This window comes from Burkholderia sp. MSMB1588, from assembly GCF_001546925.1.
Classification (GTDB): Bacteria; Pseudomonadota; Gammaproteobacteria; order Burkholderiales; family Burkholderiaceae; genus Burkholderia; species Burkholderia humptydooensis.
Window position 1 is genome coordinate 434,406 of record NZ_LNJS01000001.1, and the last position, 25,667, is coordinate 460,072.

General features: G+C 67.9%; 18 protein-coding genes and 1 pseudogene. 7 read left to right on the plus strand and 12 right to left on the minus strand.

What is annotated here, in order from left to right:
• Window positions 1-13 precede the first annotated feature (13 nt).
• Window positions 14-2,311, plus strand: a pseudogene (locus tag WS92_RS13780) (EAL domain-containing protein); the annotation flags it as partial.
• A gap of 79 nt (window positions 2,312-2,390) precedes the next feature.
• On the opposite strand, the gene WS92_RS13785 reads toward WS92_RS13780, so the two are convergent.
• From WS92_RS13785 to WS92_RS32105, 5 genes are all read right to left on the minus strand, one after another.
• Complete coding sequence (locus WS92_RS13785) at window positions 2,391-3,659, minus strand: flippase (protein ID WP_006024526.1); 1,269 nt, start codon at window positions 3,657-3,659, stop codon at window positions 2,391-2,393.
• Between the two features lie 76 nt (window positions 3,660-3,735).
• Window positions 3,736-4,932: a glycosyltransferase family 4 protein gene (locus tag WS92_RS13790; RefSeq protein WP_059932580.1), complete on the minus strand. Its 1,197-nt coding sequence runs from the start codon at window positions 4,930-4,932 to the stop codon at window positions 3,736-3,738.
• A 33-nt stretch (window positions 4,933-4,965) separates the two neighbouring features.
• Complete coding sequence (locus WS92_RS13795) at window positions 4,966-6,558, minus strand: mannose-1-phosphate guanylyltransferase/mannose-6-phosphate isomerase (protein WP_059932578.1); 1,593 nt, start codon at window positions 6,556-6,558, stop codon at window positions 4,966-4,968.
• Window positions 6,555-7,187: a GNAT family N-acetyltransferase gene (locus tag WS92_RS13800; protein ID WP_009911218.1), complete on the minus strand. Its 633-nt coding sequence runs from the start codon at window positions 7,185-7,187 to the stop codon at window positions 6,555-6,557. The genes WS92_RS13795 and WS92_RS13800 overlap by 4 nt, the downstream gene beginning before the upstream one ends.
• Window positions 7,154-7,546, minus strand: a complete 393-nt coding sequence (locus WS92_RS32105; RefSeq protein ID WP_167359312.1) for a hypothetical protein — start codon at window positions 7,544-7,546, stop codon at window positions 7,154-7,156. The genes WS92_RS13800 and WS92_RS32105 overlap by 34 nt, the downstream gene beginning before the upstream one ends.
• An 18-nt stretch (window positions 7,547-7,564) precedes the next feature.
• On the opposite strand from WS92_RS32105, the gene WS92_RS13805 reads away from it, so the two are divergent.
• The 3 genes from WS92_RS13805 (at window position 7,565) to WS92_RS13815 (ending at window position 11,747) form a co-directional block, all read left to right on the plus strand.
• Window positions 7,565-8,809, plus strand: coding sequence for a glycosyltransferase family 4 protein (locus WS92_RS13805; RefSeq protein ID WP_059932576.1), 1,245 nt, complete (start codon window positions 7,565-7,567; stop codon window positions 8,807-8,809).
• Between the two features lie 27 nt (window positions 8,810-8,836).
• The gene (locus tag WS92_RS13810; RefSeq protein ID WP_059932574.1) at window positions 8,837-9,598 is read left to right on the plus strand and encodes a phosphatase PAP2 family protein; all 762 of its coding nucleotides are present in this window, start codon (window positions 8,837-8,839) and stop codon (window positions 9,596-9,598) included.
• Window positions 9,599-10,358: 760 nt separating this feature from the next.
• Window positions 10,359-11,747: a sigma-54 dependent transcriptional regulator gene (locus tag WS92_RS13815; RefSeq protein ID WP_009911221.1), complete on the plus strand. Its 1,389-nt coding sequence runs from the start codon at window positions 10,359-10,361 to the stop codon at window positions 11,745-11,747.
• Between the two features lie 43 nt (window positions 11,748-11,790).
• On the opposite strand, the gene WS92_RS13820 is transcribed toward WS92_RS13815, so the two are convergent.
• The 7 genes from WS92_RS13820 to WS92_RS13850 all read right to left on the minus strand — a co-directional run bounded on the left by WS92_RS13820 (window position 11,791) and on the right by WS92_RS13850 (window position 20,750).
• The gene (locus WS92_RS13820) at window positions 11,791-13,656 is read right to left on the minus strand and encodes an alpha/beta hydrolase family protein (RefSeq protein ID WP_059932572.1); all 1,866 of its coding nucleotides are present in this window, start codon (window positions 13,654-13,656) and stop codon (window positions 11,791-11,793) included.
• Window positions 13,653-16,172, minus strand: a complete 2,520-nt coding sequence (locus WS92_RS13825) for a glycoside hydrolase family 2 protein (RefSeq protein ID WP_059932570.1) — start codon at window positions 16,170-16,172, stop codon at window positions 13,653-13,655. Before WS92_RS13825 ends, WS92_RS13820 begins: the two co-directional genes overlap by 4 nt.
• The gene (locus WS92_RS13830; RefSeq protein WP_059932568.1) at window positions 16,169-17,257 is read right to left on the minus strand and encodes a DUF1839 family protein; all 1,089 of its coding nucleotides are present in this window, start codon (window positions 17,255-17,257) and stop codon (window positions 16,169-16,171) included. The genes WS92_RS13825 and WS92_RS13830 overlap by 4 nt, the downstream gene beginning before the upstream one ends.
• Complete coding sequence (locus WS92_RS13835) at window positions 17,254-18,228, minus strand: amino acid--[acyl-carrier-protein] ligase (RefSeq protein ID WP_082743764.1); 975 nt, start codon at window positions 18,226-18,228, stop codon at window positions 17,254-17,256. Before WS92_RS13835 ends, WS92_RS13830 begins: the two co-directional genes overlap by 4 nt.
• Entirely contained in the window at window positions 18,225-19,448 is a 1,224-nt protein-coding gene (locus WS92_RS13840; RefSeq protein ID WP_059932564.1) for an acyl-CoA dehydrogenase family protein, read from the minus strand. Before WS92_RS13840 ends, WS92_RS13835 begins: the two co-directional genes overlap by 4 nt.
• Window positions 19,445-19,696: an acyl carrier protein gene (locus WS92_RS13845; RefSeq protein ID WP_006024538.1), complete on the minus strand. Its 252-nt coding sequence runs from the start codon at window positions 19,694-19,696 to the stop codon at window positions 19,445-19,447. Before WS92_RS13845 ends, WS92_RS13840 begins: the two co-directional genes overlap by 4 nt.
• 259 nt (window positions 19,697-19,955) lie before the next feature.
• A complete protein-coding gene (locus tag WS92_RS13850) occupies window positions 19,956-20,750 on the minus strand; it encodes a Crp/Fnr family transcriptional regulator (protein ID WP_015600345.1) in 795 nt (264 codons plus the stop codon).
• Between the two features lie 921 nt (window positions 20,751-21,671).
• Here WS92_RS13850 and WS92_RS13855 point away from each other — a divergent pair.
• From WS92_RS13855 to WS92_RS13865, 3 genes are all read left to right on the plus strand, one after another.
• A complete protein-coding gene (locus WS92_RS13855; RefSeq protein WP_006024541.1) occupies window positions 21,672-22,481 on the plus strand; it encodes a Crp/Fnr family transcriptional regulator in 810 nt (269 codons plus the stop codon).
• A 32-nt stretch (window positions 22,482-22,513) separates the two neighbouring features.
• Window positions 22,514-23,896, plus strand: coding sequence for an undecaprenyl-phosphate glucose phosphotransferase (locus WS92_RS13860; RefSeq protein WP_015600433.1), 1,383 nt, complete (start codon window positions 22,514-22,516; stop codon window positions 23,894-23,896).
• Window positions 23,897-24,369: 473 nt separating this feature from the next.
• On the plus strand, window positions 24,370-25,569 hold the full coding sequence (locus tag WS92_RS13865; RefSeq protein ID WP_231755949.1) for a polysaccharide biosynthesis/export family protein: 1,200 nt from the start codon (window positions 24,370-24,372) through the stop codon (window positions 25,567-25,569).
• Window positions 25,570-25,667: the final 98 nt, after the last annotated feature.

Below are 25,667 nucleotides of genomic sequence, written 5' to 3' on the forward strand. Positions count from 1 at the left end.
CGGTGATGCATCGATGGCTTCCGTCCCCAGTCGACTGTCTTGCGGACCGAGCGCGCTGGCGGCGGCCCTGCTCGGCGCGGCGCTGCTGTCCGCCGGGTTGCACGGCATCGCGCGCAGCCGTGCGCCGGTCGCGATCCCGACGAGCATCGGCGCGCGCTTGACAGGTTGCGCGTTCATTGCCGAGGGCGTCGGCGAGGCATCCGCCGAAGCGGCGCGCGGCGACGCGCCGCCGGACTTCGATGCGATCGAGCGCGTGTTCGGCCCGATCGGCATGCGCGAACGGCGCGCGCACGACGCGACGTGCACGGCGGATGCAAGCGTGGCGGACGCGCCGCACGCTGCGCAGAACACGACGCCGCGACCGTCCGAAGCCGGCGCCGCGGCGGTCCCACAATCGCAATCGTACCTGGACATGATCGATTCGACGTTTCGCGAACCGGCAGCCATCGTGCTTGCTTTGAGCCTGCTCGGCATGATCGCGCTCGCGCTGCTGCCCGTGTTCCGGATCAGGCGGCTCGCGCTTCGCCTCGGCGAAGCGGAGGGCGCGCTCGCGATGAGCGAAGCGCGAGCGCGCGCGGCGCTCGTCGCGGTCGGCGACGGCGTGATCTTCACCGGCCGGGCAGGGCGCGTCGAATGCCTGAATCCGGCGGCGGAGCGGCTGATCGGCATGCTCGCCGACGATTGCCGCGGCCGTCCGCTCGTGTCGGCGCTGCGGCTGTCGCGCACATGCGGCGATGCGGCCGGCTCGGCCGGTTCGTCAGGCGCGTCCGATTCGTTCGATTCGTTCGATGCATCCGGCTCGGCCGCATCGGCCGACGCGCCGCTCGGCGGTCTCGAGGACGGCGGCAGTTACGACGCGACGCTGTACCGCGCCGACGGCGGCGCGATCGCCGTGCGCGCGACCGCGTCGTCGATCGCGCCGCCGTCCGGGCGAGCGCCGCGCGCGTGCGGCCGCGGCCGCGTGCTCGTGCTGAAGAGCCTCGCGACCGAGCACGATCTCGTGCGCCGCCTCGCGTGGCAGACGACGCACGATCCGCTCACCGGTCTGCCGAATCGCGCCGAGTTCGAACGCCACGTCGCTTTCGCGCGCGCGGCAAACGTGCGCAGGCCGGTCGCGCTGCTGTTCGTCGATCTCGATTGCTTCCGGATCGTCAACGACACGTGCGGCTATGCGGCGGGCGACGCGATGCTCGCCGCGCTCGCCGCGCGCCTCGTGTCGTGCGCGGCGTCGGCCGACGTCGTCGCGCGGCTCGGCGGCGACGAATTCTGCGTGCTGCTCGACGCGGGTGACGAAGCATCGGCCGTGTGCGCGGCGGAGCACCTGCGCGCGAGCGTCGACGGCTTCGTGTTCGTCTGGGACGGTCAGCCGTTCTCGGTGACGGCGAGCGTCGGCGTCGCGCTGCTCGGCGCGCCGGACCGCGCGCCGCGCGTCGAGGATGCGGTGCGTCTCGCCGGCATCGCGTGCGACGTCGCGAAGGCGCGCGGACGCAACCGCGTGCAACTGGCCGATCCGCACGATCGCGCGCTCGCGCACCACATCAGCGACGTGTCGTGGTGCGCGCGCGTGAGGCAGGCGCTCGAATACGACGATTTCTGCCTGTACGTGCAGCCGATCATCGATACCGCGACACAGGGCGCGAGCAGCCTGCCACGCGCGAACCGGGGCGAGCTGCTGCTGCGGATGGGCTCGCTCGGCGAGCGCGAAGGCGTTGCGCCGCCCGGCCTTTTCATTCGCGCGGCCGAGCGCTACGGGCTCGTGACGGATATCGACCGCTGGGTCGTGCGCACGGTGCTCGACGCGCTCGCGCGCACGCGCAGCCGGCGCTTCAGCGAATACGCGATCAATCTTTCGGGGATCTCGATCGGCGACGAGCGTTTCCTCGATTACGTGCTCGAACAGTTCGCGCGGACGCGCGTCGCGCCCGCGCTGATCTGTTTCGAGATCACCGAGACGGCCGCGATAGCGAACCTGGCCGGCGCGCTGCGCTTCATGCACGAACTGAGGGCGCTCGGCTGCCGGTTCGCGCTCGACGATTTCGGCTCCGGGATGGCGTCGCTCAGCTATCTGAGGCAACTGCCCGTCGAGTACCTGAAGATCGATGGCAGCTTCGTGACGGGCATCGCGAACGACGCCGCGAGACTCGACATCGTCGCGTCGATCAACGACATCGGGCATGCGATGAATTGCAAGACGATTGCAGAGTACGTCGACAGCGCGGCGACGCTGCGCAAGCTCGCCGCGCTCGGCGTCGATTATGCGCAGGGCTATTACATCGGGCGGCCCGTGCCGTGGCGCGAGGCGGCGCGTTCGTAGCGCCGCGCTCGGAGGCGCGAGCGGTTATCGTGCGCTGGTTGTAGATTGCCGCTTGCCGATTGCCAGCCGACAGCCGTCACCCGCGGGACGCGGGACGCGGCGCAGGCCGCGCGAAGATCGACACGCGCTTGCGATACAGCACGTATGCGAGCGTCGCGGCAACCGCGGTCTCCGCGATCAGCACGGCGGCCGCCGCGCCCTGCTCGGCGAAGAACTTCGCGAGCAGCGGCAGCAGCGCGACGTTCAGCACGCCGGATGAAATCAGCACGCGGCTGAATGCGCTCTTCATGCCGAGCGGCAGCATCGTCTGCACGCCGAACAGGTCGGTCATGCCGGCCATGAACGGAATGAACGCCATGCAGCGCAGCACGCCGACGGTCGGCTCATAGGTCGGGCCGTACAGGATGTGCACGGCGAGCGGCGCGAGCGCGAAGATCGCGAGCGAGATCGCGAGCACCAGGGCGCCCTGCACGACGAGTAGCTTGCGCAGGAACGACATCGCGTCCTCGCGCGCGTGATGCATCAGATAGCTGACGTGCGGATATGCGGCCGCCTTCAGCGGCTGCAGCAGGCTGATCGCCGAGCGGATCAGCTTGTCGCCCGCGGCGAAGTAGCCCGCCGCGACGTTGCCCGACACGAAGCCGAGCAGCACGGTGTTCGTCGACGCATAGAACGCGACCGATGTCGACGCGAGAAACACCTGCCATCCGCCCTTGAGCGACGCGGCGACGTCGGCCGCGCCGATGCGCACGAACGCCACTTCGCGCCGCGCGATCAGATAGCCGAACACGAGCGCGCCGCACACGAGCGGCACGGCCGCGTTGATCGCGACCGCGTCGATCAGGTCGGCGGGCGAGCGCACGAACAGATACATCGCCGGCACGCTGAGCGCGCGGCACGCGAACAGCGTGACGCTGTAGATGCGCAGCTTCTGGATGCCCTGGAAATACCAGCCGGGCGTGAGCGCGGCGCCCACCGTCATGCCGAAGCCGATCACGAGCAGCGTGCGGTCAATCGCGAACCGGCCGATCGCGAACGTGAGCGCGAGCAGGATCGCGAAGCCGGCCACCGTGATCGCGGCCTGCGCGGCGAAGGTCGCCCAGAAGATCTTCGAGCGCGCGGCGAGATCGTCGTGCGCGAGCGCGACGCGCGGCGTCGCGGTCAGATCGAAACTGTAGTTCGTGAAATTGATGAAGTACGTGATGACGGCGAGCACGAACGACAACTGCCCGTATGCCTCGGGGCCGAGCACGCGCGTGAGGAGCGGCAGCGTGACGAGCGGCACGACATAGGTCGAGATCTGCAGCGTCATCAGCAGCAGGAAGTTCTTGCGGACGGTCGTCATGCGTGGCCTTCGCGTCGCATGGGCGACATCGTGCCGCGCGCGCTCGTGGCGCGCGCGGCGAGGTGAACCGGATCGATCAATCGCATTGCGGCGCGAGTTCCCGTGCTTCGTCGGCGCTCAGTTGCAGCAGCGCGGCCAGGCGTTCGGCGTAATGCTGCCGCGTGTAGAGCGACCAGTCGTAACGGCGCCGCGGGTCGCGCAGATGCGCGCGCAACGCGTCGAGCGCGTGCGCGAGGCTCGCGTCGTTGCGCGCGTAGCGGATCTTGTTGCCGATCTCGTCGCCGAAGCTCGACAGGCTGCCGACGTCGTGGACGAGCACGGGCAGCCCGATCATCGCCGCCTCGACGATCACGAGCGGCGCGTTTTCCGCCCACACCGACGGCAGCACGAGCGCATCGTGCTCGCGCAGCGCGACGAAGAGCCGCGCGTGATCGAGCCGGCCGGCGAAGCGCAACCGGCCGGCCGCGATCAGATCCGCGTACTTGTGCTCGAGCATCGCGCGCTGAGCGCCGTCGCCGTACACGGTCACGCTCGCGATGCGCTCGAAGCGCGACGCGCTCGCGAGTTCGAGAAATTCGTCGAGGCCCTTTTCCGGATCGATGCGGCCGACGAACGCGAGATCGAGCCGCTCGCGGTCCGCGCATTTCGGCTCGCGCGGCGCGAGCGCGGTGCTGACCGGGTTGTGCAGCAGCGCGGTGCGCGCGATGCCGCGCTGCGCGAGCGCGTCGCGCATGTACGGGCTTGGGCAGAGCAGCAGATCGAACGCGTCGGCGGGCTGCACGAGCGCGTCGATCGCGTGCCAGTGCAGCTTCTTGATCGCGTCGTGCAGCGCGCCGCGCGGGCTCGATCGCTCGAAGAGCCGAGCGCCGCGCGCGAGCGCGTCGAGCGGCAGCGGCGTCGCGCGGCCGCGCGGGTAGGTCAGCAGGTTCGGGTTGTAGAAGACGAGATGGTAGTCGTGGCACGTGAGGTACGCGCGGCAGCCCGTGCGCCGCTTGTAGCGCGCGATCGCCGGCACGACGGAAGGCGACAGCAGGTTGTGATAGTTGTGCACGAGCACGCGCTGCGGCGCCTCGCGTTCGAGCACGGCCGCGAGCGCGCGCGCGGCGGGTGCATTCCACGCGCGCGCCGCGCCGCTCGCGGCCCCTTCGAACGCGCGCTCGTCGAACGTCGCGACTTCGACGCCCGGCTGCGCGCGCAGGACGTCGACCGATGTCCGGTAGACCTCTTCGGCGCCGCCCTTGCGGGCGAAATCGTTGATGACGAGTACTTTCATGCGAAACGGCGCGGGCGGGTCCGCCCGCGCTTTTCAGTGCTCGCCGAGCGCGCGCGCAGGCTCGGCGGATGGCGCGGGCCCGGCCTCTGCCGGCTTCGCCGCATCGGGCGCGGGTTGCGCGCTCGCGCGGCCGTAACGGTCGTCGAAGCGAACGATGTCGTCTTCGCCGAGATAGTCGCCCGATTGAACCTCGATGATCTCGAGCGCAATCTTGCCCGGGTTCTCCAGGCGGTGAACCGCGCCGACCGCGATGTACGTCGATTCGTTCTCGCTCAGCAGGAACGTCTCGTCGCCGCGCGTGACCTTCGCGGTGCCGCGCACGACGATCCAGTGCTCGGCGCGGTGATAGTGCATCTGCAGCGACAACTGCTTGCCCGGATCGACGACGATCCGCTTCACCTGGAAGCGCTCGCCGCGATCGATCGAATCGTAGTAGCCCCACGGGCGCTGCACCTTGCGGTGATCGCGCACCTGATCGTGCTGGCCGGACTTCAGGCGCGCGACGACGGTCTTCACGTCCTGCACGCGATGCTTGTTCGCGACGAGCACGGCATCCGGCGTCTCGACGACGACCACGTCCTTGAGCCCGACGCACGCGACGAGCCGGCCTTCGGAGCGCGCGAAGCTGTCTTCGGTGCCTTCGAACAGCACGTCGCCGCGCGCGACGTTGCCCGCTTCGTCCTTCGGCAGCAGTTCCCAGATCGCATCCCACGAGCCGACGTCGGACCAGCCGGCCGCGAGCGGCACGATCACGCCCGGGATGCCGAGCGAGCGCGCGCCCGTCAGGCGCTCCATCACCGCGTAGTCGATCGAATCGGACGGGCACCCGGCGAATGCCGCCGCATCCGCCCTGAAGAACGCTCCGTCGTTCGCGCCGTTGCGCCACGCCGCTTCGCAGGCCGCGTGCATGTCCGGCTGCAGCGCGCGGATCGCCGCGAGCCACGTCGATGCGCGCACGACGAAGATGCCGCTGTTCCACCAGTAGTCGCCGGATTGCAGGTATTGCTGCGCGAGTTCCTGGTGCGGTTTCTCGACGAAGCTGTCGATCGCGTGGCCGCCTTCGGCACCGTTCGAGTCCGCAAGCGGCGCGCCGACCTTGATGTAGCCGTAGCCCGTTTCCGCGCGGCGCGGCAGCACGCCGAGCGTGACGATCGCGCCGTCCTGCGCGTAGCGCGCCGCCTGCGCGACCGTGTCCTGGAACGCGCGCGCATCGGACACCGCATGATCGGCGGGCATCGCCGCGAGCACGGGGTCGTCGTGATGCGCGAGCGCTTCGAGCGCGGCGAGCGTGAGCGCGGGCGCCGTGTTGCGTGCGTCCGGCTCGAGCAGGATGCGCGCGTTCAGGCCGCGCGCGCTCACTTGCGCGGCGCTCGTGAAGCGATGCTGCTCGCCGCAGACGAGCAGCAGCGTGTCGGCGAGCTCGGCGTTCGCGATGCCCGTGAGGCGGCGCGCGGTTGCGGACAGCGGCGATTCGTCGGCGATCAGGTCGATCAGTTGTTTCGGATGGTGCTCGCGCGACAGCGGCCAGAGGCGTGTGCCGGAGCCGCCCGCGAGAATCACGGGCAGGATGCGCGGCAGCGCGTCGCGCGGCGCGGTGGAAGTGGGGTTCGTGGCGAGATCGGTCATCGGTTCATTCCGGAATCGGCCGGCAGCCGGCCGGCGAACGCGTAGCGCTCGCCTTCGGTGGTGGATTCGGCGTCGGCCTGGCGCGCCTTGCGCGCCGCGGTCGCGGCGACGGCGCTCGCATTCGGCGCGGTGCCGACGAGATCGAGCAGATTGCGCACGGCCTCCGACGGGCTGCTCGCCGCGCGCAGCATGCCGACGTAAGGCGCGCCATGCTCGAGATACGGCCCGTCGACCTTGCGGAAACCGAAGCGGTTGTAGAAGCCTTCGTGTTGGGCGGGCGCCTGCACGCGCACCGGCGCATCCGGCCAGCGCGCGTGCGCGGCCGCCAGCACGTGCTCGATCAGCGCGTCGATCGTGCGATCGTCGCGATGCGCGGCGCTCGTCAGGATCTTGTCGATCGTCGTTTCGGGGTCGATGTCGTCACCGGGCAGCAGGCGCGCGTATGCGGCGATCGACGGCTGCTCGCCGCGCTTGTCGGCGGCGAACACGTGGATCGCGAATTCGTCCTTGCCGTCGATGTCGAGATGCGTGTGCGCATCCTCGACGACGAGGACTGCGTTGCGTGCGCGAAGGATCATGTAAAGCTCGTTCGAACTCAGATGCCTGAATTCGCAGCATGTCCAGTCCATGATGGAGATTCCTCGTTTCTGGGCCGCGTGCCGCGTCGTGCGGCGCGGGTTTGGTGCGCCGCGACATGAGAGATGTTTCCGATGCGGCCTATGATCGCAAAGATACGAGCGGACCCTGGGCCGTTCTGTTCGAAAGCGTACCGTGCGCGTGACGAGCGAAGCGCGGCGTGCGGCGCGCCGCCGATGTGTGCGGCGCACACGAGCCGCGGCGTCGATCCTTGCGTAATGTGCGCTCGCGCACATAGGGCGTGCATGCTTGTTCGGATAATGGCCGCGATGCGATGACGACGCGCCACCGTGCCACTCGCGACGCTCGCTGACGACGCAACCCGCGTTCGATCCGACGCGCCCAAGCGCACATCGAAAGGACTTTCTGTTTGAAGGTAGCAATCGTTCACGACTGGCTGGTGGTGTATGGCGGCGCGGAGCGTGTGCTCGCGCAGATGATCGACTGCTTTCCGCAGGCCGACATCTACAGCCTCGTCGATTTTCTCGACGACCGCTCATGCCTGCGCGGCCGGCCGGTGCATACGTCGTTCATCCAGACATTGCCGTTCGCGCGCAGCAAATACCGCAGCTATCTGCCGCTTTTCCCGTTCGCGATCGAGCAGTTCGATCTGTCCGGCTACGACCTGATCCTGTCGAGCTCGTATGCGGTGGCGAAGGGCGTGCTGAACGGCCCGGACCAGTTGCACGCGAGCTACGTGCATTCGCCCGTGCGTTACGCGTGGGATCTGCAGCATCAATACCTGAACGAGGCGGGGCTCGCGCGCGGCGTGAAGTCGGCGCTCGCGCGCACGCTGCTGCACTACATTCGCAACTGGGATGCGCGCTCCGCGAACGGGGTCGATCTGCTCGCGGCGAATTCGCGCTTCGTCGCGCGACGCATTCGCAAGACGTATCGGCGCGACGCGACGGTCATCTATCCGCCCGTCGACGTCGATCATCTCGCGCTGCGCGACACGAAGGACGACTTCTACCTGACGGCGTCGCGCCTCGTGCCGTACAAGCGGATCGACCTGATCGTCGAGGCGTTTTCGCACATGCCGTCGCGCCGGCTCATCGTGATCGGCGACGGGCCGGAGGCGGCGAAGATCCGCTCGCTCGCGGGCCCGAACGTCACGCTGCTCGGCTACCAGCCGTTCGACGTGCTGCACGACCATCTGCAGCGCGCGAAAGCGTTCGTGTTCGCCGCGGAAGAGGATTTCGGCATCTCGCCCGTCGAAGCGCAGGCGTGCGGCACGCCCGTGATCGCGTACGGCAAGGGCGGCGTCTGCGAATCGGTGCGTGCGACGGGCGCGGCGCCGACGGGCCTCTTCTATGCGAAGCAGACATGCGGCGCGCTGATCGATGCGATCGACCGGTTCGAGGCGATGCCGGCGGGCACGTTCGATCCGCATGCGTGCCGCGCGAACGCGGAGCGGTTCAGCGCGGCGCGGTTCCGCTCGGCGTTCTCGCGCTTCGTGCTCGAGGGCTACGCCGCGTTGCAGGCGGAACTGGGCGAGACGATGCGGGACGCGCCGCTCGAATCGCGCGTCGCGGCGGGCGACGCACCCGCCGAACGCGATGCGACGACGGTGCCGCACGGCGCTTCCCGGAACGAAACGCTCGCGCGCATCTGAGCACGGGCGTCTCTTCGATCTGACGTGATGCGATTACTCTTTCTGCTGACCAATTTCGGCGATCCGATTCTCACCGCGCCGCTCGCCTTCGCGGTGTTGAGCTGGCTCGCGGCGACCGGCCGCCGTCGCGCCGCGCTCGCCTGGGCGTTCGGCTTCGCTTGCGCGGTGGGCGTGGTCGCGATGACGAAATTCGTCTACGCGGGCTGGGGAATCGGCATCGCCGCCTGGCGCTTTACCGGCGTGAGCGGGCACACGATGCTCGGCGCGGCGGTGTATCCGCTCGTTGCGGCGATCTGCGTGCGCGATGCGCATGTGCGGCGCGCGATCGCGGCGGGGCTCGCGTTCGCGCTCGCGATCGGCATATCGCGCGTGCTGCTCGGCTTTCATTCGTGGTCCGAGATCGTGACCGGCTGGCTGCTTGGTGCGGCTGTCGCGGTGTCGACGGCGAGATGTCTGCGCGGCACCGGCGGCATGCAGGCGGGCAGCGCGCATGCGGCTCGGAATGTTCCGATGTCGCGGCGTGAGTGCGGCATCGGCATAGCGCATCCGCGTGCAAGTGCAAGTGCAAGTGCAAGTGCAAGTGCAAGTGCAAGTGCAAGTGCAAGTGCAAGTGCCGTTGCTGCGCGGCGCGCGGCGCGCGTTTCGCGATCGACGATCATGTTCGCCGCGGTGGCCTGCACGATCGCCGTGTCGTGCTACGGGCGCAGCGCGCCCGTGAGCGCGTGGATCTCGCATGCGGCGCCGAAGGTCGCTGAATGGAGCCGCGTCTGGCTCGACGATGCGCGCTGACCCCGAGGGCCTCGTTCAAGCGATGTAGACGAACCGCGTCTTGGACGCTGACGCAAGCATTCGACGAATTCGACCCGGCGAATCGCACACGCGTCTTATCTCAATAATGCCGGGCAGGAAACGGCTGGTCTGGAGGATTTGTTTCATTCATACACAAACATTACGGAGCGGCTGCGCGACAATGACTAAACAGGGTGAAAATGTCCAATACGAACCGTGGCGGTTGCCCAATAAATGGTCAACGATGGTCAAATCACGGGCGGGAATTCGATGGCAAAAGAGCGTGAATGGTAGAGTGACTTCGACAGTCCGCTTCTTGAGCGCGACGCAGTAAGCGCAGTAAAGCCATCCTGAGAGAGCGAGGTGAAAAAGATCGCGCGGCGTGCCGCGCAATCCGACCGGACGAGTTCAACGAGCCCGGCGACGCGGGCGATTCGACGCGTGTCGCGGCTGTCGGAGCGGACCTTGCGCCGCTTGTCCGAGGCTGCTTGCCGATCTCGCGGCGCGCCGCATGTGCAGAAACGCGGCCGATACGATACGTCGCCGCTTTCTTTGCGAAATCTAACCTTCAATCAGAGACCAGCGAGGCATCTCACGTGCGCTCCCGAACGATACGAGCGGGCGCGTCCCGGCATCGTGTACGGGCGGGGCGCGACACCCTCCCATCTCGCGCTGCATTGCCGGTAGGCAGACGATCGTCGGCTTTCGCCCATACACGAATTCGTCGAGTCACACAGTCAGTTCATGATCGGAGGCGCCAATGACGACTAGCGCGATCATCGGAGGTCTCTCCCGGGGATCTATCCGACAGCGACCATTGATTTACTGGACGCATCAGCCATCGACGCTGCTGCGCAAGGAGCTCGCGCGCCGCGAGTGGAAGATCTCCGTCGTCACGAACGCGAACCAGGTGCGCATGACGGCGGGCGAGGTTACGGGCGGCATTCTCGATCTGAGCGCCGTGTCGATCGACGAGATGAACGCGGTCGCGGCCGTCTGTGCGTCGCTGCGCAACGTCGCGTGGGTCGCGCTCGTCGAAGCGCATCAGGCGAGCGCGCCGGACGTGCGCACGCTGCTGCGCGATTACTGCTTCGACTACATCACGCTGCCTGCGTCGCATCAGCGGATCGCGGACGCGGTCGGCCATGCGTACGGGATGGAGTGCCTGTTCGCGCCGAGCACGGCGCCCATCGCGTCCGCCGATCAGGGGATGATCGGCACCTGCGACGCGATGCTGCAACTGTTCGACGCGGTGCGCCGGATCGCGCGCACCGACGCGCCCGTGCTCGTGTCGGGCGAGACGGGCACCGGCAAGGAGCTCACGGCGGCCGCGATCCATCAGCATTCCGCGCGCCGCGCGGGCCCGTTCGTCGCGGTGAACTGCGGCGCGATTCCGCCGCATTTGCTGCAATCCGAACTGTTCGGCTACGAGCGCGGCGCGTTCACCGGCGCGACCACGCGCAAGATCGGCCATGTCGAATCGGCCAACGGCGGCACGCTGCTGCTCGACGAGATCGGCGATCTGCCGCTCGAAAGCCAGGCGAGCCTGCTGCGCTTCCTGCAGGAGCGCACGATCCATCGGCTGGGCGGCAGCGAGCCGGTGCCCGTCGACGTGCGCATCGTGTCGGCAACCCACGTCGATCTGCGCGGCGCGATGACCGAAGGGCGCTTTCGCGCGGACCTGTATCACCGGCTGTGCGTGCTGCGCGTCGATCAGCCGCCGCTGCGCGCGCGGGGCAAGGACATCGAACTGCTCGCGCGGCACATGCTCGAGCGCTTTCGCGCCGACGCGCGGCACCGCGTGCGCGGCTTCTCGACCGATGCGATCTCGGCGCTCTACAAGCACGACTGGCCGGGCAACGTGCGCGAGCTCATCAATCGCGTGCGCCGCGCGCTCGTGATGGCGGAAGGGCGGCTCGTCACCGCGCACGATCTCGAGCTCGACCATTGCACCGAGGTCGCGCCGCTGTCAGTGGCCGCGATTCGCAAATCGATCGAGCGGGAAGTGATCGAGCTCGCGCTGCTGCGCAATCGCGGGCGCCTCGCGGGCACCGCGCGCGAGCTCGGCATCTCGCGCGCGACGCTGTATCGATGGATGCAGGCATACGGCATCGAGCGTCCGCGCAGCGCTGCAACGTCCACCAATTGAAACGCCGGCGCGTCGCGGCGAAAGCGGCGCGCGAGCGTCGCCGTCAGGGCGACGCGGCCGCATCGGCGGAGGCCGCGTGCGCCGCGCCGCGCCGCGCGCCGGCCGGCCGCTGCCGCGGCTGCGGGCCGCGCGTCCGGTCGTTCCATTCCGTCAACGTATCGATGCAGAGCCCGATGATCATGTCGGCCGCCGACGCGCCGTACACCGAATGATCGAGCAGGCGGATCATCGTGACGCTCACGAGCGGCGAACGCCTGAACGCGCGGCGCGGCGAGCCGAAGTAACGGCTCAGCTCGTCGACGCCGGGATCGAACTCGCCGTAGACGAGCATCGTGTGGACGTTCCGGTCGGTGAGCGTCCTGACGAGGCCGCGCGGCGTATCGGGTTTCGGACGGCGGCCGAACCGCTCCGCGAGGCGTGCGGCCGGCTCGCTCAGGCGCGACGTCAGATGGCGGCGCAGCGCGCTCAGCACCGGGCGCAGGTCGCGGCCTTCGCGCAGCAGGCGGCGCCATTTGTTCCAGTCGCGCATCGACGCGAGATAGCCGCGCGCGGAGTTCGTCTGCTGCTTGCGGGCTTCGGCGATGGTGAGCCCGTGCGGCCAGATGAAGCGTGGCAGGTTGACCGCGATCACGCCTGCGGCCACATGCGCGTGCGCGGCCGCGTGCAGCGCGGCGAACGCGCCCGAGCACACGCCGAACGCGACGACCGGCCGCCGACAGTGCGCGCCGAGCCAGTCGGCGGCCGCGGCGACGTCCGCGATCGCGCGATCGGAATACAGCACGTCGGCCTGATCGTCGGGCGCACGCGCGCCGCTGTCGCCGATGCCTTCGATGTCGATTCGCAGCGATGCGATGCCGCGCTGCGCGAGCGTGCGCGCAAGCCGCACGCCGATGCGGCCGTCCGCGCTGCGCGGATTGGCCGCGGTGTTCGCGATCAGCAGGCACGGCGTGCCGGCGCGCGCGGGCACGACGGGCTCGCACAGCGTGCCGACGAGCCGCTTCGCGCCGACGTGGACGAGCGTTTCGGTGATGCCGTCGAATGCGAACACGATCGGCGGCGCGGCTTCCGGCGCGCGCGCGGCGGCCGCGTGCGCGCCGCGATCGGCCGCGATCGGCTCCGGCGTTGCCGCCCGCTCGCGATGGCCGATCCAGCGCGCGACCGATTCGAGCGCCGCGAGCGGCACGCGCGAGCGCGCGCCTTCCTGCAACGCGTTCGCCCATTCCGGGAACGGCTCGATGTTCGTCGGCACGCCGCGCGCGACGAGCGCATCGCGCAGCGCGGGACTGTCGCCGTAGCCGGTGTCGACAAGCAGCGCGGCGCGCGGCGGTGCGGCCGTCGTCGCGGCTGCATCGCTCAGATCGACGTGCTTCAGATCGGCGACGAAATCGGCCGGGTAGCGATGGCCGAGGATGTTCAGCCACGGCTCCTCATGGTGCTGCTCGCGAATCGCGGGCGGCGTCGTGTCGAGCCAGCGCTTCTGCACGACCGACAGCTCGCGCAGATAGGCGCGCCCGCGCACGACGGGCGCGAGCGCGACGAAGGCGTCGACCTCGGGCGCGTCTTCGCCCGCGAGCGCGAGCATCGCGAACGCGGCGCCCGCGCGCAGGCCGACGAGCGTGACGTCGTCGAGCGGCGCGTGCTCGCGCAGCACCGCAAGCGCGCGGCGCACGCTCGCGACGCTCGCGGGCAGCCGCCCCGGCGCGAGATCGTCGCCCGCCGAATCGCCAGTGCACGGGTAATGAAAGCGCAGCACCCACATGCCTTCGCCGGCGAGGCGCTCGGCGAGCGCGCGGACCACTTTGTGCGTCCACAGCGACTCGTGTCCGAGCGCCTCGCAGATCACGGCGCCGCGTCGCGTGCGCCCTTCATGAAGCCATCCTAAGCAATCGTCGAATCGAACTGGTCTCAATTTTCTATCCTTGGGCGAATGGTCTTGTTGGAATTGAGTGCGCGCACCTCGATCGCGGGCGGCGCGGGGCGAAGCGCGGACGCGTCGGGCAGGCTGTTGTCGGAAGCGGGGGAATGAGGGTCGGCGGCGAGCTCGATCCGCGCGGCGGCACCCGGCGCGAGATGAAACCAGTCGATGTCGGGCAGGAGGCCCGGCGCGCATACGTGCACGTAGCGCGCGAACGTGCGCGTTTGCACGTCGACGTGCCAGCGGCCGTCTCGGTACGCGGCGCTCGCTTCGAGGCCGATGTCGCCGCGCTCGAACACGGTCGGCGCGGTGCGCTCGGGGAAGTGGAACGCCTGCGACAGCAGTGCGCCGTCGGCCGCGTATAGCGATGCGATCACGACGTCATGCTCGCGCGGGCCGAAGCGGTACGCATACGTGAAATCGAAGAATCGGCCGAGCAGGTCGGCGGAATTCACGCATTCGCCCGCGTGGGCGCCGACGTGCAACGTGCGACTCGCGCGCGCGATCGGCGTCTTGCCGTCGCGCAATGCGACGAGCTCGATGCGGGCGTCGAGCGGCGCCGGCGCGTCGTTGAGCACGTGCACGTCGAGGCCGTTGAGCCCCTCGTCGGTCAGCAGGATCTGCCGCGGCCGGGATACGCGCCGGAACGCATGCCATGCGGATTTCGGCCGGCCGTGCGCGTCGACGAGGCCCCAGCCCGCGCCCGGCATCACGTCCTGGAACTGCCAGACGAGCGCGCCCGCGCACGACGAGCCGACGCGCCGCCATTCGGAGAGCGTCTCTGCGACGAGATCGGCGACGATCGCGCGCGACAGCGTCAGATAGCGGGCGGGATCGAAGCTGCGCAGACGCGCGGGCTCGACGCCGTACAGCGTGCGCAGGTAGTGATCGCGCACGTCGTCGAAATCCCAGGGTGCGCCCGGATCGCGCGGCACCGCGCGTTTCCAGGCCGGCTCGTGCGCGGCGGGCGAGCCGATCGACGCGAGCGTCGCATCGCACGGCACGTTCGCGAACGCCAGGCACTCGCTCGCGAAGCGCACGCCGGCGCGGCGTGCGTCCTCGGGCGGCCGCAGATACGCGCCGACGCCGTAGTAATGCGTCAGACCTTCGCGCGGCGCGAACGGCAGCACGCCGCCGTGCGGCGAATCGCTGACGTAGACCGCATCGGGCCGATGCGCGGCGCACAGTTCGGCGAGCCATTGCTCGGTGGCGGGCACGCGGCGCTCGTCGGGCGCGAGCCCGACCATCGCCGCCTGCTGCGCGATCTCGCTGCCGCCGCACAGCACGGCGATCGACGGGCGCGCCGCGTGCCGGCGGAGGAACTGCTCGGCCTCGCGCGTGAGCGCTTCGGCGAAGCGCGGGTCGTCCGACGGGTAGTCGAAGTTCGCGAGCATGAAGTCCTGCCACACGAGCAGGCCCAGCTCGTCGCAGAGCGCATGGAACGCGTCGGCTTCGTAGGTCATCGTGCCGCCGACGCGGATCATGTTGCAGCCCGCGTCGCGCGCGAGCGAAAGCGCGCGGCGGTAGGCGGCCGGATCGGCGTGCAGGCCGACCGGGTCGGCGCTCGTCCAGCACGCGCCGCGCGCGAAGAACGGCGTGCCGTTGATCGACAGCGCGAAGCCCCGGCCGTCGTCGCCGCGCTCGACGGCGAGCGTGCGAAAGCCCGTTTTCCCGAGCGGAATCGTCGCGCCGCCGATTTCGACGCCGACGTCGTACAACGCGGGCTCGCCGTGCGTATGGGGCCACCACGGCGTGACGTTTGGAATCCTGAGCGTTGCGCGCGCGTTGCGCGGGCCGGTTGCTTCGAGCGCGGCCGCGTATGCGCCGCAGACGAGCTGCGCGCGCGTCGTTCCCGGAAGCGGCGCGGCGAATTCGAGCGTCGCGTCGAGCACGCCGTCGCGGCCGTCGAGCGTCGCGCGCAGCGTGTCGCGCACGATCGTCGGCGCGCCGGCCGGATTCACGATGTCGATCGGGCGCCACGGACCGATCGGCTCGATCGCCGGAAACCAGCCCGGCATCCGGCCGAGGAACGTCGCGCGCACGCCGCGCAGCGCGGGCGCATCGACGAGGCGCGTGCGCCAGCGCGCACGGCCGCGCGGCGGGTGCGCGGCGAGATGGCGGTCGAGCGAGCGAAAGCAGATCGCGAGACGGTTCGCGCCGCCGAGCGTCACGGCGACATCGTGCGCGACGTACATGTTGTCCGAGCAGAGCAGCAGCGTGTCGTCGAGCCAGACCTCGGCGATCGTCGCGAGGCCGTTCAGGCGAACGATGCGCGGCCCGGCGCCGTGCAGCGTCGTTCGATACCAGTAGTCGCTGTCGCCGAGCGGATACGGATGCGCGGGATCGAAGCGTCGCGCGGCGGCGAGCGCCTGCGCGACGGTGCCGGGTACGCTCGCGGCGCACCAGCCGGCTTCGCCGAGCTCGCTCGGTCGCGCGATCGCGCCGGCGGGCGTCGCGATCAACGTCCATTGGGCGGCGCCGCGCGCCATGCGATCCGGCGCGGATTTCATCGGACCGCGGTGACGGGCCTCGGCGGCACGTACAGCGTGCCGAACGGCGGATTCGGCTCGGCCCTGCCGGGCGGCGCGATTCGCGCGACACCGTCGACGAGCGACGCGTATGCGCGCTCGAGGATGTCGAGACTGCTTTCGCCGCGCTCCTCCTTGCCGCGTGCGCTCGCGCGCGCGAGGCGGAATTCGAGCACCATCGATTCGGAGGCGATCGTGTCGCATGCGGCGACGAGCATGTCGATCGGGCCGCCGCAGCCGCTCGCTTCGAGCCAGCGCAGATAGCGGCCGAACAGCTCGAAGTTCGCGCCGAGCTGGCGCAGCGTGTTGAACGAATACGCGTGGAAGTACGAGATCGGTTGCGACGCGATCGTCTTCGCGTCGCGCGCGAGCTGCTCGCGGAACGCGGCGATCGGATTCGACGCCGGCCGGCGCTTCAGATGGCGCGCGAGCAGCGCGAGCGACGCGTCGCACAGCTCGCGCTCTTCGAGCGGCTTGAACTGCCGCTTCGCGCGTTCGACGTACGGCACGAGGTGAGCCGGCCCATGCTTGCCGAACAGGCCGTCGTAATCGATGCCTTCGGCGAGGTAGTAGCCGCTGTTGTGGAAGTAGCCGACGCGGTGGCGTTCGCGATCGATCGCGTCGATGCCGATCGTCGTCTTCGTGTGCTCGGCCTGGTAGCTGTTGCCGCGCGTGTCGGGCAGATACCATGCGTCGACTTCGACGAGCATCAGGTTGCCGCGCGCGACCTGGTGCTCGACGTGCACGTCGGCCGGCTCGAAGATCGCGTGTTCCTGCACGACGATCCCGTACAGCGTCTCGAGATCCTCGAACGGAAACTTGAAGAACGAGAACTGGTCGCCCTCGAAGTCGAGTGTGATCGTAAACGGCAGCGCCGCATACGGATTGAATCCCCACCAGCCGAGCACCTCGATCCACAGATCGACGTAGCAGTTCGTCTGCTTCCAGACCATCTGCGGCCCGTGCAGCGCGTGCGGACGGTAGTGCCGCACGCGATGCCGGATGTCGGTGAAGATTTCTTCGAGCGACGCGCCGTTTGCCGGCGCGTCGAGCAGGGCGCTGCTCATCGATGTCCCCACAGTACGTCGCGCACCGCCTGCGGCCATGCGTGCGGATCGAGGCCGTGATGCCTGAAGAGGCCGAGCGTCAGGCGCTCGAGGCCGAAGCCGACGCAGCCCGTGTGCGCGACCGCGGCATCCGCGGTCTTGATGCCCCACAGCAGGCCGAAGTGGTCCATGTGGTAATTGAAGCTCAGGCATGCGGTCAGGCGGCCGTCGTATTCGATCGGAATCAGGAGCTCGAACTTCAGGTTCTGGTCGCGCTGGCTGCTCGCGACGATCTTGCCGCCGCGGCCGAAGAACGGATCGTTCGCGAGGTCGATGCTGTTCGGCAACCGCAGCGAGTCGATCATCCGCGTGCCGCGCTCGATCCAGTCCTGGCGGAACGCGAGAATCTGCTCGGGCGTGCCGATCCGGATGTACTCGCGCATCCTGAACAACTGCATGCGCGTCGGATCGAGCGACGGCTCGTGCCGGAAGCAGTACGAGAACGCGTCGACGATCCGGCCGTCCGCGGGCAGCGCGCCGCGCTGCGCGACGACCGGATAGACGGGATAGCAGGCGGCGGGCGTCATCACGACGTAGGTCGGCTTCTGGCTCTCGGTCCAGTCGTCGCCGCGGTCGAGGCATTGCAGCACGCGCTGATGATCGTGCTCGTTGCCGCAGAAGCTGTGCACGGTGCCCGCGAGCTGAGGGAAGCTCTTCAGATATTCGCTGCGCTCGAATTCGGGGCGGCTCATCGCAGGCGGAAAGCGCAGCACTTCCGCATGCTGGTCGGCGCCGAGGCGCGTGATGTAGGCATCGAGCGCGTCGACGACGCGCTCGAACTTCTCGCTGCGGCCGAACAGGCCCTGGATGCCCGTCGAGATCAGCAGCCCCGCTTCGACGAGCTCGTCGCGCAGCTTGTTCACGCCGTCGCGATCGATGGGCGCGTGGGCCGCGTCGGCCGCGCGCACGGAAGGATGGGTCATGTCGTTCAAATCTCTCTCTCAAGCGTGGCGGGACGCAGCGCGAGCAGCAGGTTGGCCGTGTTCGCCTCGATGCGGTCGTTGCTGATCATGAGCGGCGCCGAATGCAGGTCGCGAATGTGGCGGCCGAGCGTGTACGGCGTGCCGTTCCTGTACGACGCCATCCCGCAGATCATCGCCGCGTGCCTGACCACGTCGAGCGCGGTCGTCGACACATAGGTCTTCAGCGTGTTGATCTCTGCCGCCTGCGCCATCGTCGCGGTCCACGAGCGCGACGCGCTGTGCTCGTGCAGACGCAGCGCGCCGTCGATGCGCGCCTGCATCGCCTGCAGCAGCGCGAGCGCATCCGCGATCCGGCGGCCGGACGGCGGCAGCGCGCCACCTTGCTTTTGCATCTGCGCGCGGAAGAACTGGTGTGCGCGAAGGAACGCGTCGTTCGCGATGCCGGTCCACACGGCGGCCCACAGAATGTGCGACGTCGGCACCATGGTCCGCTCGGCGATTTGCGCGAACGGCACCGGGAAGATCTGCTCGCAATAGCCGCGCGCGTCGAGCGCGAAGCCTTCGCTGCAGGTGCCGCGCATGCCGAACGTGTCCCAGCCGTTGCGGCGCGTGAGCGTCGCATTTTCCTTCAGCAGCGTGACGAGCACCTGCTCGGCGGCGGGAGCTTCGCGATCGCGCCGTGCGGTCACGAGGATCGCGTCGGCTTGCGCGCCGTACGAGATCGTCGGCGCGAGCTTCGCGAGCGTGAACATGTCGCCGTCCGCTTCGATTGCGCAGCGGCTGTTGCGCAGATTGCCGCCGACGTCCTCTTCGGACGTCGCGGACGCGAGCAGCCATTCGCGCTCGATGAGCTGCTCGGCGAAGCGGCGATGCCAGTCGCTCGACAGCGCGTGATCGACGATGCTCGCCACTTGCGTCTGGTGCATCGCATAGATCATTGCGGCGGACGAGCACGCCTGGCCGATGATCCGGCATGCGGCGGCCACGGCCGCGAGCGACGCGCCGCGGCCGCCCAGCTCGGCCGGCACGAGCGCGCCGAGCAGGCGCTCCTCGCGCATCGCATCGACCGCTTCGGTCGGAAAGCGCGCGTCACGGTCGACCGCGTCGGCGAAGCGCGCGGCGACCTGCGCGACGCGGCGCGCGGCTTCGTTCAACGCGTGATCGTCGGCGAGCACGGATTCGACGGCGGCAACGTGCGCGTTGCCGGTTTCGGCATCGAAGCGCTTCATGCGGATTGCTCGGCACACTGCAGTTGCGTGACGGCCCCGGCGAGCGAGTCGATGCTCTGGAATAGCTGACGGTTCAGCATTTCGTCCGGAATTTCGATGTTGAAGTGCTTTTCGATGGCGAGCATCAGTTGGATCGTGTTCAGCGAAGACAGACCTGCTTCGTACAGATCGTCGCTGTCCGCGATGTGATCGATCGACGCTTCGAGATGCGCGACGTCCTTGATGATTGTTCTCAATTCGTTTTTCATCTGGCGGCTCCGGCTTGGATGAGGGTCCCCGTACCTGCGGGCGAGACACAAGACGCCCGCGTGGCGTATAGCGTCTAGTAGACCATCGGGCATGCGCGGGTTCTGTTCGGCACCTAACCGACGATGTCGCGTGCCGCGCGCAAGCGCCACGCCGTGCGCCGCGCATGCGGCGGCGGTGCCGCGGAAGGTGTCGTGCAAGGTGCGCGCCGCTGCGAGCGCGCGGCGCACAGCGGGGTGTGAAGCGGAATGTGAAGCGGGGTTAGCTGCGCAATTCGGTGAGCGCGCCGGATGCGTCCGTCGGCGCGGACAGGATCTTCTTCATTTCTTCGCGGATGATCGTATGGCATCCGCACGATTGCGCATCGAGCCCACCCAGGTCGACGAGGATGATCGAGCTGCGGTACTGGCGGATCAGTCCCATCTTCTGGATGTCGCCGGCCGCGTCCGTGACGGTTTCCCGACGCACGCCGAGCATCTGCGCGAGCATGCTGTGCGTGACCTGGATCTCGACGCTGCGCGAGCGGTCGTAAGCGAGCAGGAACCAGCGGCAAAGCTGGTTCTTCAGCACGTGGTGGCGGCTGCAGAACGAGATCTGCTTCGCTTGCGCCATCAGCAGGTGCGTGCAGCGGAAGATCGCCTGGCGCATCTGCGCCGATTCCTCGAGCAGGTTCGACAGGACGCGCGCGCCGAGCCGGTACGAGAAGCCGTCGCGGCACGTGATCACGCGGCACGGCGTCGCGCCGTCGGTGCCGACGAGCTGCGGGCTCACGATCCCTTCGTTGCCGATCTCCGCGATCTCGAGCGTCATGCCGTCGGATGACGCGTACTGGATCGAGATCACGGTCGTGACGGGCAGATAGACGTGCTCGAGCGGCATGCCCGGTTCGCACAGCACCTGGCCCGACTTCACGTGCACGAGTTGCAGATGGCTCGCGAGCGTCGCGCGCTCGGCGGCGCAGAGCGACGCGAGGAAGCGGTTTGCGTCGGTGCGGTGCGGCAGTTCGATGATGCCTCCGGCCCTCGTCGCCGGTTCTTTGTGTTCACGGTAAGTCACGGCTTGTCCTTCCCGGATCGACGATCCGGAGCAACTGCGCCGCGCCTGGCCGGCGCCGCGCGCAACCACACCTGCCCGACTAGACAGGTACGATTTTTATTTGTTAATTCTGCTTGACGTTGAAAATCCTGTTTCAGATTATCACGGTGGATTTTTTGAGGTTTGCGTGAAATGCGAATCTCACAAATTTTGACATTTAGGAGTTTTCCTAAATTTCAGCACGAAGATTTAAATGCCTGCAAAGGAATAAGCGGGTTTGTGTCTTTTCAATGTCGTCGACACTCGCTTTTCGGTATTTATTTCCGATTGTGATGGAGTGAGGGGAAATTTTTGCTACTTCATGGCCGAGGTGCCTGGTCAGGTTTTTGTGTTTTTGTTAAATCTTTTTTAATCAATGCCTTGCGAGCGTTGTGTGGGCTGGATGACAGAATGTGTCCGATTTTCGCTGGCTCACCTTTGAGACAGTTTGAAAAGAACCGCTGCGAACGCGGGTTTTATTGAGATGAAATGGTCGCGTCATTCCATCGCCGTCTGTAAAGGTGCGCCAATCGTTGAGCCTGAAGGGCTAAGCGTCAAGCGGCAAGGGTGACGTAAAGATTACGAAACTGTTAGATGAGACACCTGCTGTCGCTTGATCTGTATCAAAGTGTCCGCGAATGAGACGTTTTCGATTGGCGAATAAATATCTGGATAAGAATTGTCCGGCCAATGCCTTTGCATATTAAGGAACCGTACCAATTGGCACGTTAATCGCTTAAGGGTTTTCGCCCCCGCCAAGAGGGTGGTGCGTCAGTGTGTAAGAGGACGACCAGAAGGGCCGCCGACACGATTCCGGGGAACATCGATTCTTGCCGTGACCGTGTCTTGCGAAACGGAATCCTGCGCCGTAGTGGAGCGGCGCCGACAAACCGGGACACGATCATGCTTCATCAGAACAATGGGTTTCATGCCAACGCACTGCTGGGTTCGCTCGCCGATGACAGCCTTCGCGCACTCGCGCCGCATCTCGAGCTCGTGAAGATCAAGAGCGCTCAGTTGCTCTGCGAAACCGACGAGCCGATGCGCCACCTGTATTTCCCGACCACCGCGATGATGTCCGTGCTGTATCTGATGGAGGATGGCGCGATGGTCGAAGTCGCCGCGGTCGGCTGCGAAGGCGTCGTCGGCGTGTCGACGCTCGCCGACTACGGCTGCGGCGGCGCGTCGGGCCGCATCGAAGTGCGCAGCGGCGGCTACGCGTACCGCGTGCCGACGCAGGTATTCCGCCGCGAGTTCGACCGTTCGCTCGATACCTTCCAATTGATGCTGCGCTATTGGCAAGCCGCGATGACGCAGATCGCGCGCGGCGCGCTTTGCAACCGTCATCACTCCGTCAGCGAGCAGTTGAGCCGCTGGCTGCTGCTCGCGCACGACCGCGTCGAAGGCGACGAGCTCGCGGTCACGCAGCAGACGATCGCGAACATGCTCGGCGTGCGGCGCGAGGGCATCACCGAGGCGGCGGGCAAGCTGCAGGAGGCGGGGCTCATTCGCCAGCGCCGCGGCCACATCACGGTGCTCGACCGCGAGGGCCTCGAAGCGCGCGCGTGCGAGTGCTACGGCGTGATACGCGGCGAATTCAACCGCCTCATCCTCGAGGCGAGGCGCGATGCGCACGCGCCGCAGCCGATTCCGGCGGAAGGCCGGCCGCTGCGCGTCGCGGGCTATCACGGCGCAGTGCGCTCAGCGGCTTGAGACGGCGGAACACGGAACGCGGAGATTCGGTAATGTCGGGACTCTTGAACAAACTGCTCGATGTCGCACTGGCCGCGGCGGGCGCGCTGCTCGCACAGATGCTGTACGACGGCGGTGTCCTCGCCGTGTCGGACGAGCAGCGCACGGCCATCGCGCTGCTGTGCGCGCTGACGCTGCTCGTCTTTCCGGCGATCGGCGTTTATGACGGCGCGCGCGAGCAGATGTCGTATCGCACGCTGTCGCGCGTGCTGCTCGGCTGGCTCGGCGTCGCGGCGATCGCCGGGGCTTTCACGCTGCTGCTGCAGCGCGACGCCGACGTGTCGCTCGCGTGGCTCGGCCGGACGATGCTGATGTCGGGCGCGGTGTTGCTGCTTGGCAAGGCGTCGATTCATGGCGTGCTGAACGGCCTGCGTCGCACGGGCGCGAAGCCGCGCGCGGTCGCGATCGTCGGCTCCGAGGTCTACGGCCGCGCGGTGCTCGAGCAGCTTCGGGCGTCGCCGTCGCACGGCTACGAGGCTGTCTGCGTGTTCGACGACAGCGTGCGCACGGCCGATGCCGAGGCGCGCGTGGGCGGCGTGTCCTGCGTCTCCGATCTGCGCGAGTTGAAGCGCCGCGTGCGCGCGGGCGCGATCGACGAGATCTGGCTCGCGTTGCCGCTGTCGCACGAGCGTCAGATTCAGCGGATCGTGCGCGAGTTTCGCCACGATTTCGTGAACCTGCGCTTCCTGCCCGACGTGCGCGGGATCACGTTCTTCAACCGCTCGGTCACGCAGGTCGTTGGCATGCCCGCGATCAATCTCGCGACGAGCCCGCTGTCGATTCCGCAGCTCTGGCCGAAGTTCATCTTCGATCGCCTGTTCGCGCTCGCGGTGCTGATTCCGCTGTCGCCGATTCTCGCGGCGCTCGCGCTCGCGGTGAGGTTCTCGTCGCCGGGGCCTGTGCTGTTCCGGCAGAAGCGCAAGGGCGTCGACGGCCGCGAGTTCGAGATCCTGAAATTCCGCACGATGCGCGTGCATGCCGAGGCGGCGGGCGTCGTGCGCCAGGCGTCGCGCAACGATTCGCGCATCACGAAGGTCGGCGCGTTCCTGCGCCGCACGTCGCTCGACGAGCTGCCGCAATTCTTCAACGTGCTGTTCGGCCAGATGTCCGTCGTCGGTCCGCGTCCGCACGCGATCGAGCACGACGACATCTACAAGGAGCTCGTCGACGGCTACATGTACCGCTATCGCGTGCGTCCCGGCATCACCGGCTGGGCGCAGGTGAACGGTTATCGGGGCGAGACGCGCAAGGTCGAGAAGATGGCCGCGCGCGTGAAGTTCGATCTTTTCTACATGCAGAACTGGACCTTCTGGTTCGACATCAAGATCATCCTGATCACGCTCGTCAAGGGATTCGTCGGCCGCAACGCGTTCTGAGCCGGCGCGCGTTCGCTGCGAACGCGCGGCATCCTTTTTCGACGACCACGCTACCAAGGAGAAACGACAAGATGTTCAAGCCCCTAGGGTCTGTTTACATACGGAACGTGCATGCGTTGCCACGAGAACGGCCGCTCGCGAGGCGCGCGACGCTGCGAATACTGGACGTATTCGCAAGGAGCGCAACGCGGCGAGCGGCCGTTCTCGTGGCAACCCCAAACTTGGAATCCATTCCAGGGGAATGCCCGAAATCGCCCGTAGGGCGGCGTCGCTCGTCGCTTGTCCCCCAAGGGGACTTCCTTCGGGGCGTTTGGCTCGGCCAAACCGCGCTCCTCGCTTCTTGCCCTACGGGCGATTTCGGGCATTCGCATGCACGTTCCGTATGTAAACAGACCCTAGCATGGGCGAGCGCCGCGGCGCTCGCCTTGTCGGGCTGTGCGCTGGCGCCGGGACCGGCGCTCGATTCGAGCCGCATGAACGACAATTTGAGCGCACCGACGGATTCGACGGTGTACGACGTCAGGCTGATCACGCCGCAGCTCGTCTATACGCTCAAGCAGGCCGACGAGGCCGATACGCGCGCGAAGGAAGCGGGGATCGCGCAAAGCCTGCCCACCGCTCCCGGCGACTATCGCGTCGGCCCGGACGACGTGCTCGGCATCGTCGTGTGGGATCACCCCGAGCTCACGCGCGGCAGCGGCAACGGCACGCTCGCCGATACGTCGCCGCTCGCCGACATCGGCACGCTGCAGGCATCGGGCGGCCTGGGCGGCGTGCTGCCGCAGCAGGTCAGCGCATTCGGCACGAACGGGCAAGGCGAGGTCGACTCGCCGGGCCAGCGCGTCGCCGCCGACGGCACGATCTTCTTTCCGACGCTCGGCCGCGTGCGTGTCGAAGGGATGAGCCCCGTGCAGATCGCCGCACTGCTGTCTCGGCGCCTGAACAAACAGATCAGGAATCCTCAGATCGACGTGCGCGTGACGCAGTATCGCAGTCAGCGCGTGCAGGTGACGGGCGACGTGAAGAACCCTGGGCAACTGTCGTTGACGGGCTCGCATCTGCGCGTCGTCGATGCGATCAACCGCGCGGGCGGCGGCAACCCGGACGCGGATCTGCAGCGCGTGCTCGTCACGCGCGGCGATCAGGTGATGACGATCGACGTGAACCGCATCCTGAATCGCGGCGACTTGCGCCAGAACATCGTGCTGCAGGCGAACGACATCGTCCACGTGCCCGATCGCACGCAGAACCGCGTATTCGTGATGGGCGAGGTGCCGAAGCCGCAAACCGTCTACATGAACCAGGGGCAGCTCTCGCTCGCGGACGCGTTGAGCGCGGCGGGCAGCATCGACCCGATGGGAGCGAATCCGCGCCAGGTGATCGTGATTCGCCATCCGAATCCGCCGCTCGCGCAGGCGCCGGGCGTGCAGAGCGCGTTGCAGGAGGGCCTGAAGAAGGTCAGCTACGCGCCCGAGCGCAACAAGCCCGAAGTGTTCCGTCTCGACATGACGCAGGTGGACGCACTGATGCTCGCGACCGAGTTCGACATGAAGCCGCTCGACGTCGTGTATGTCGGCACGGCGCCCGCCGCGCGCTTCAACCGGATGCTCTCGCAGATCCTGCCGACCGCAGAATCGTTCTATCTGATCTGGTCGGTGAGCCGCGGCCGCTGACGCGCGCGATCGCGGCGCACGGCGTCATACGCGCGCCGCGCGCCGCGTTGTGCGACGGAGCGCACAGACTGCGCGCGGGGGAATGGCGACACTTGAAC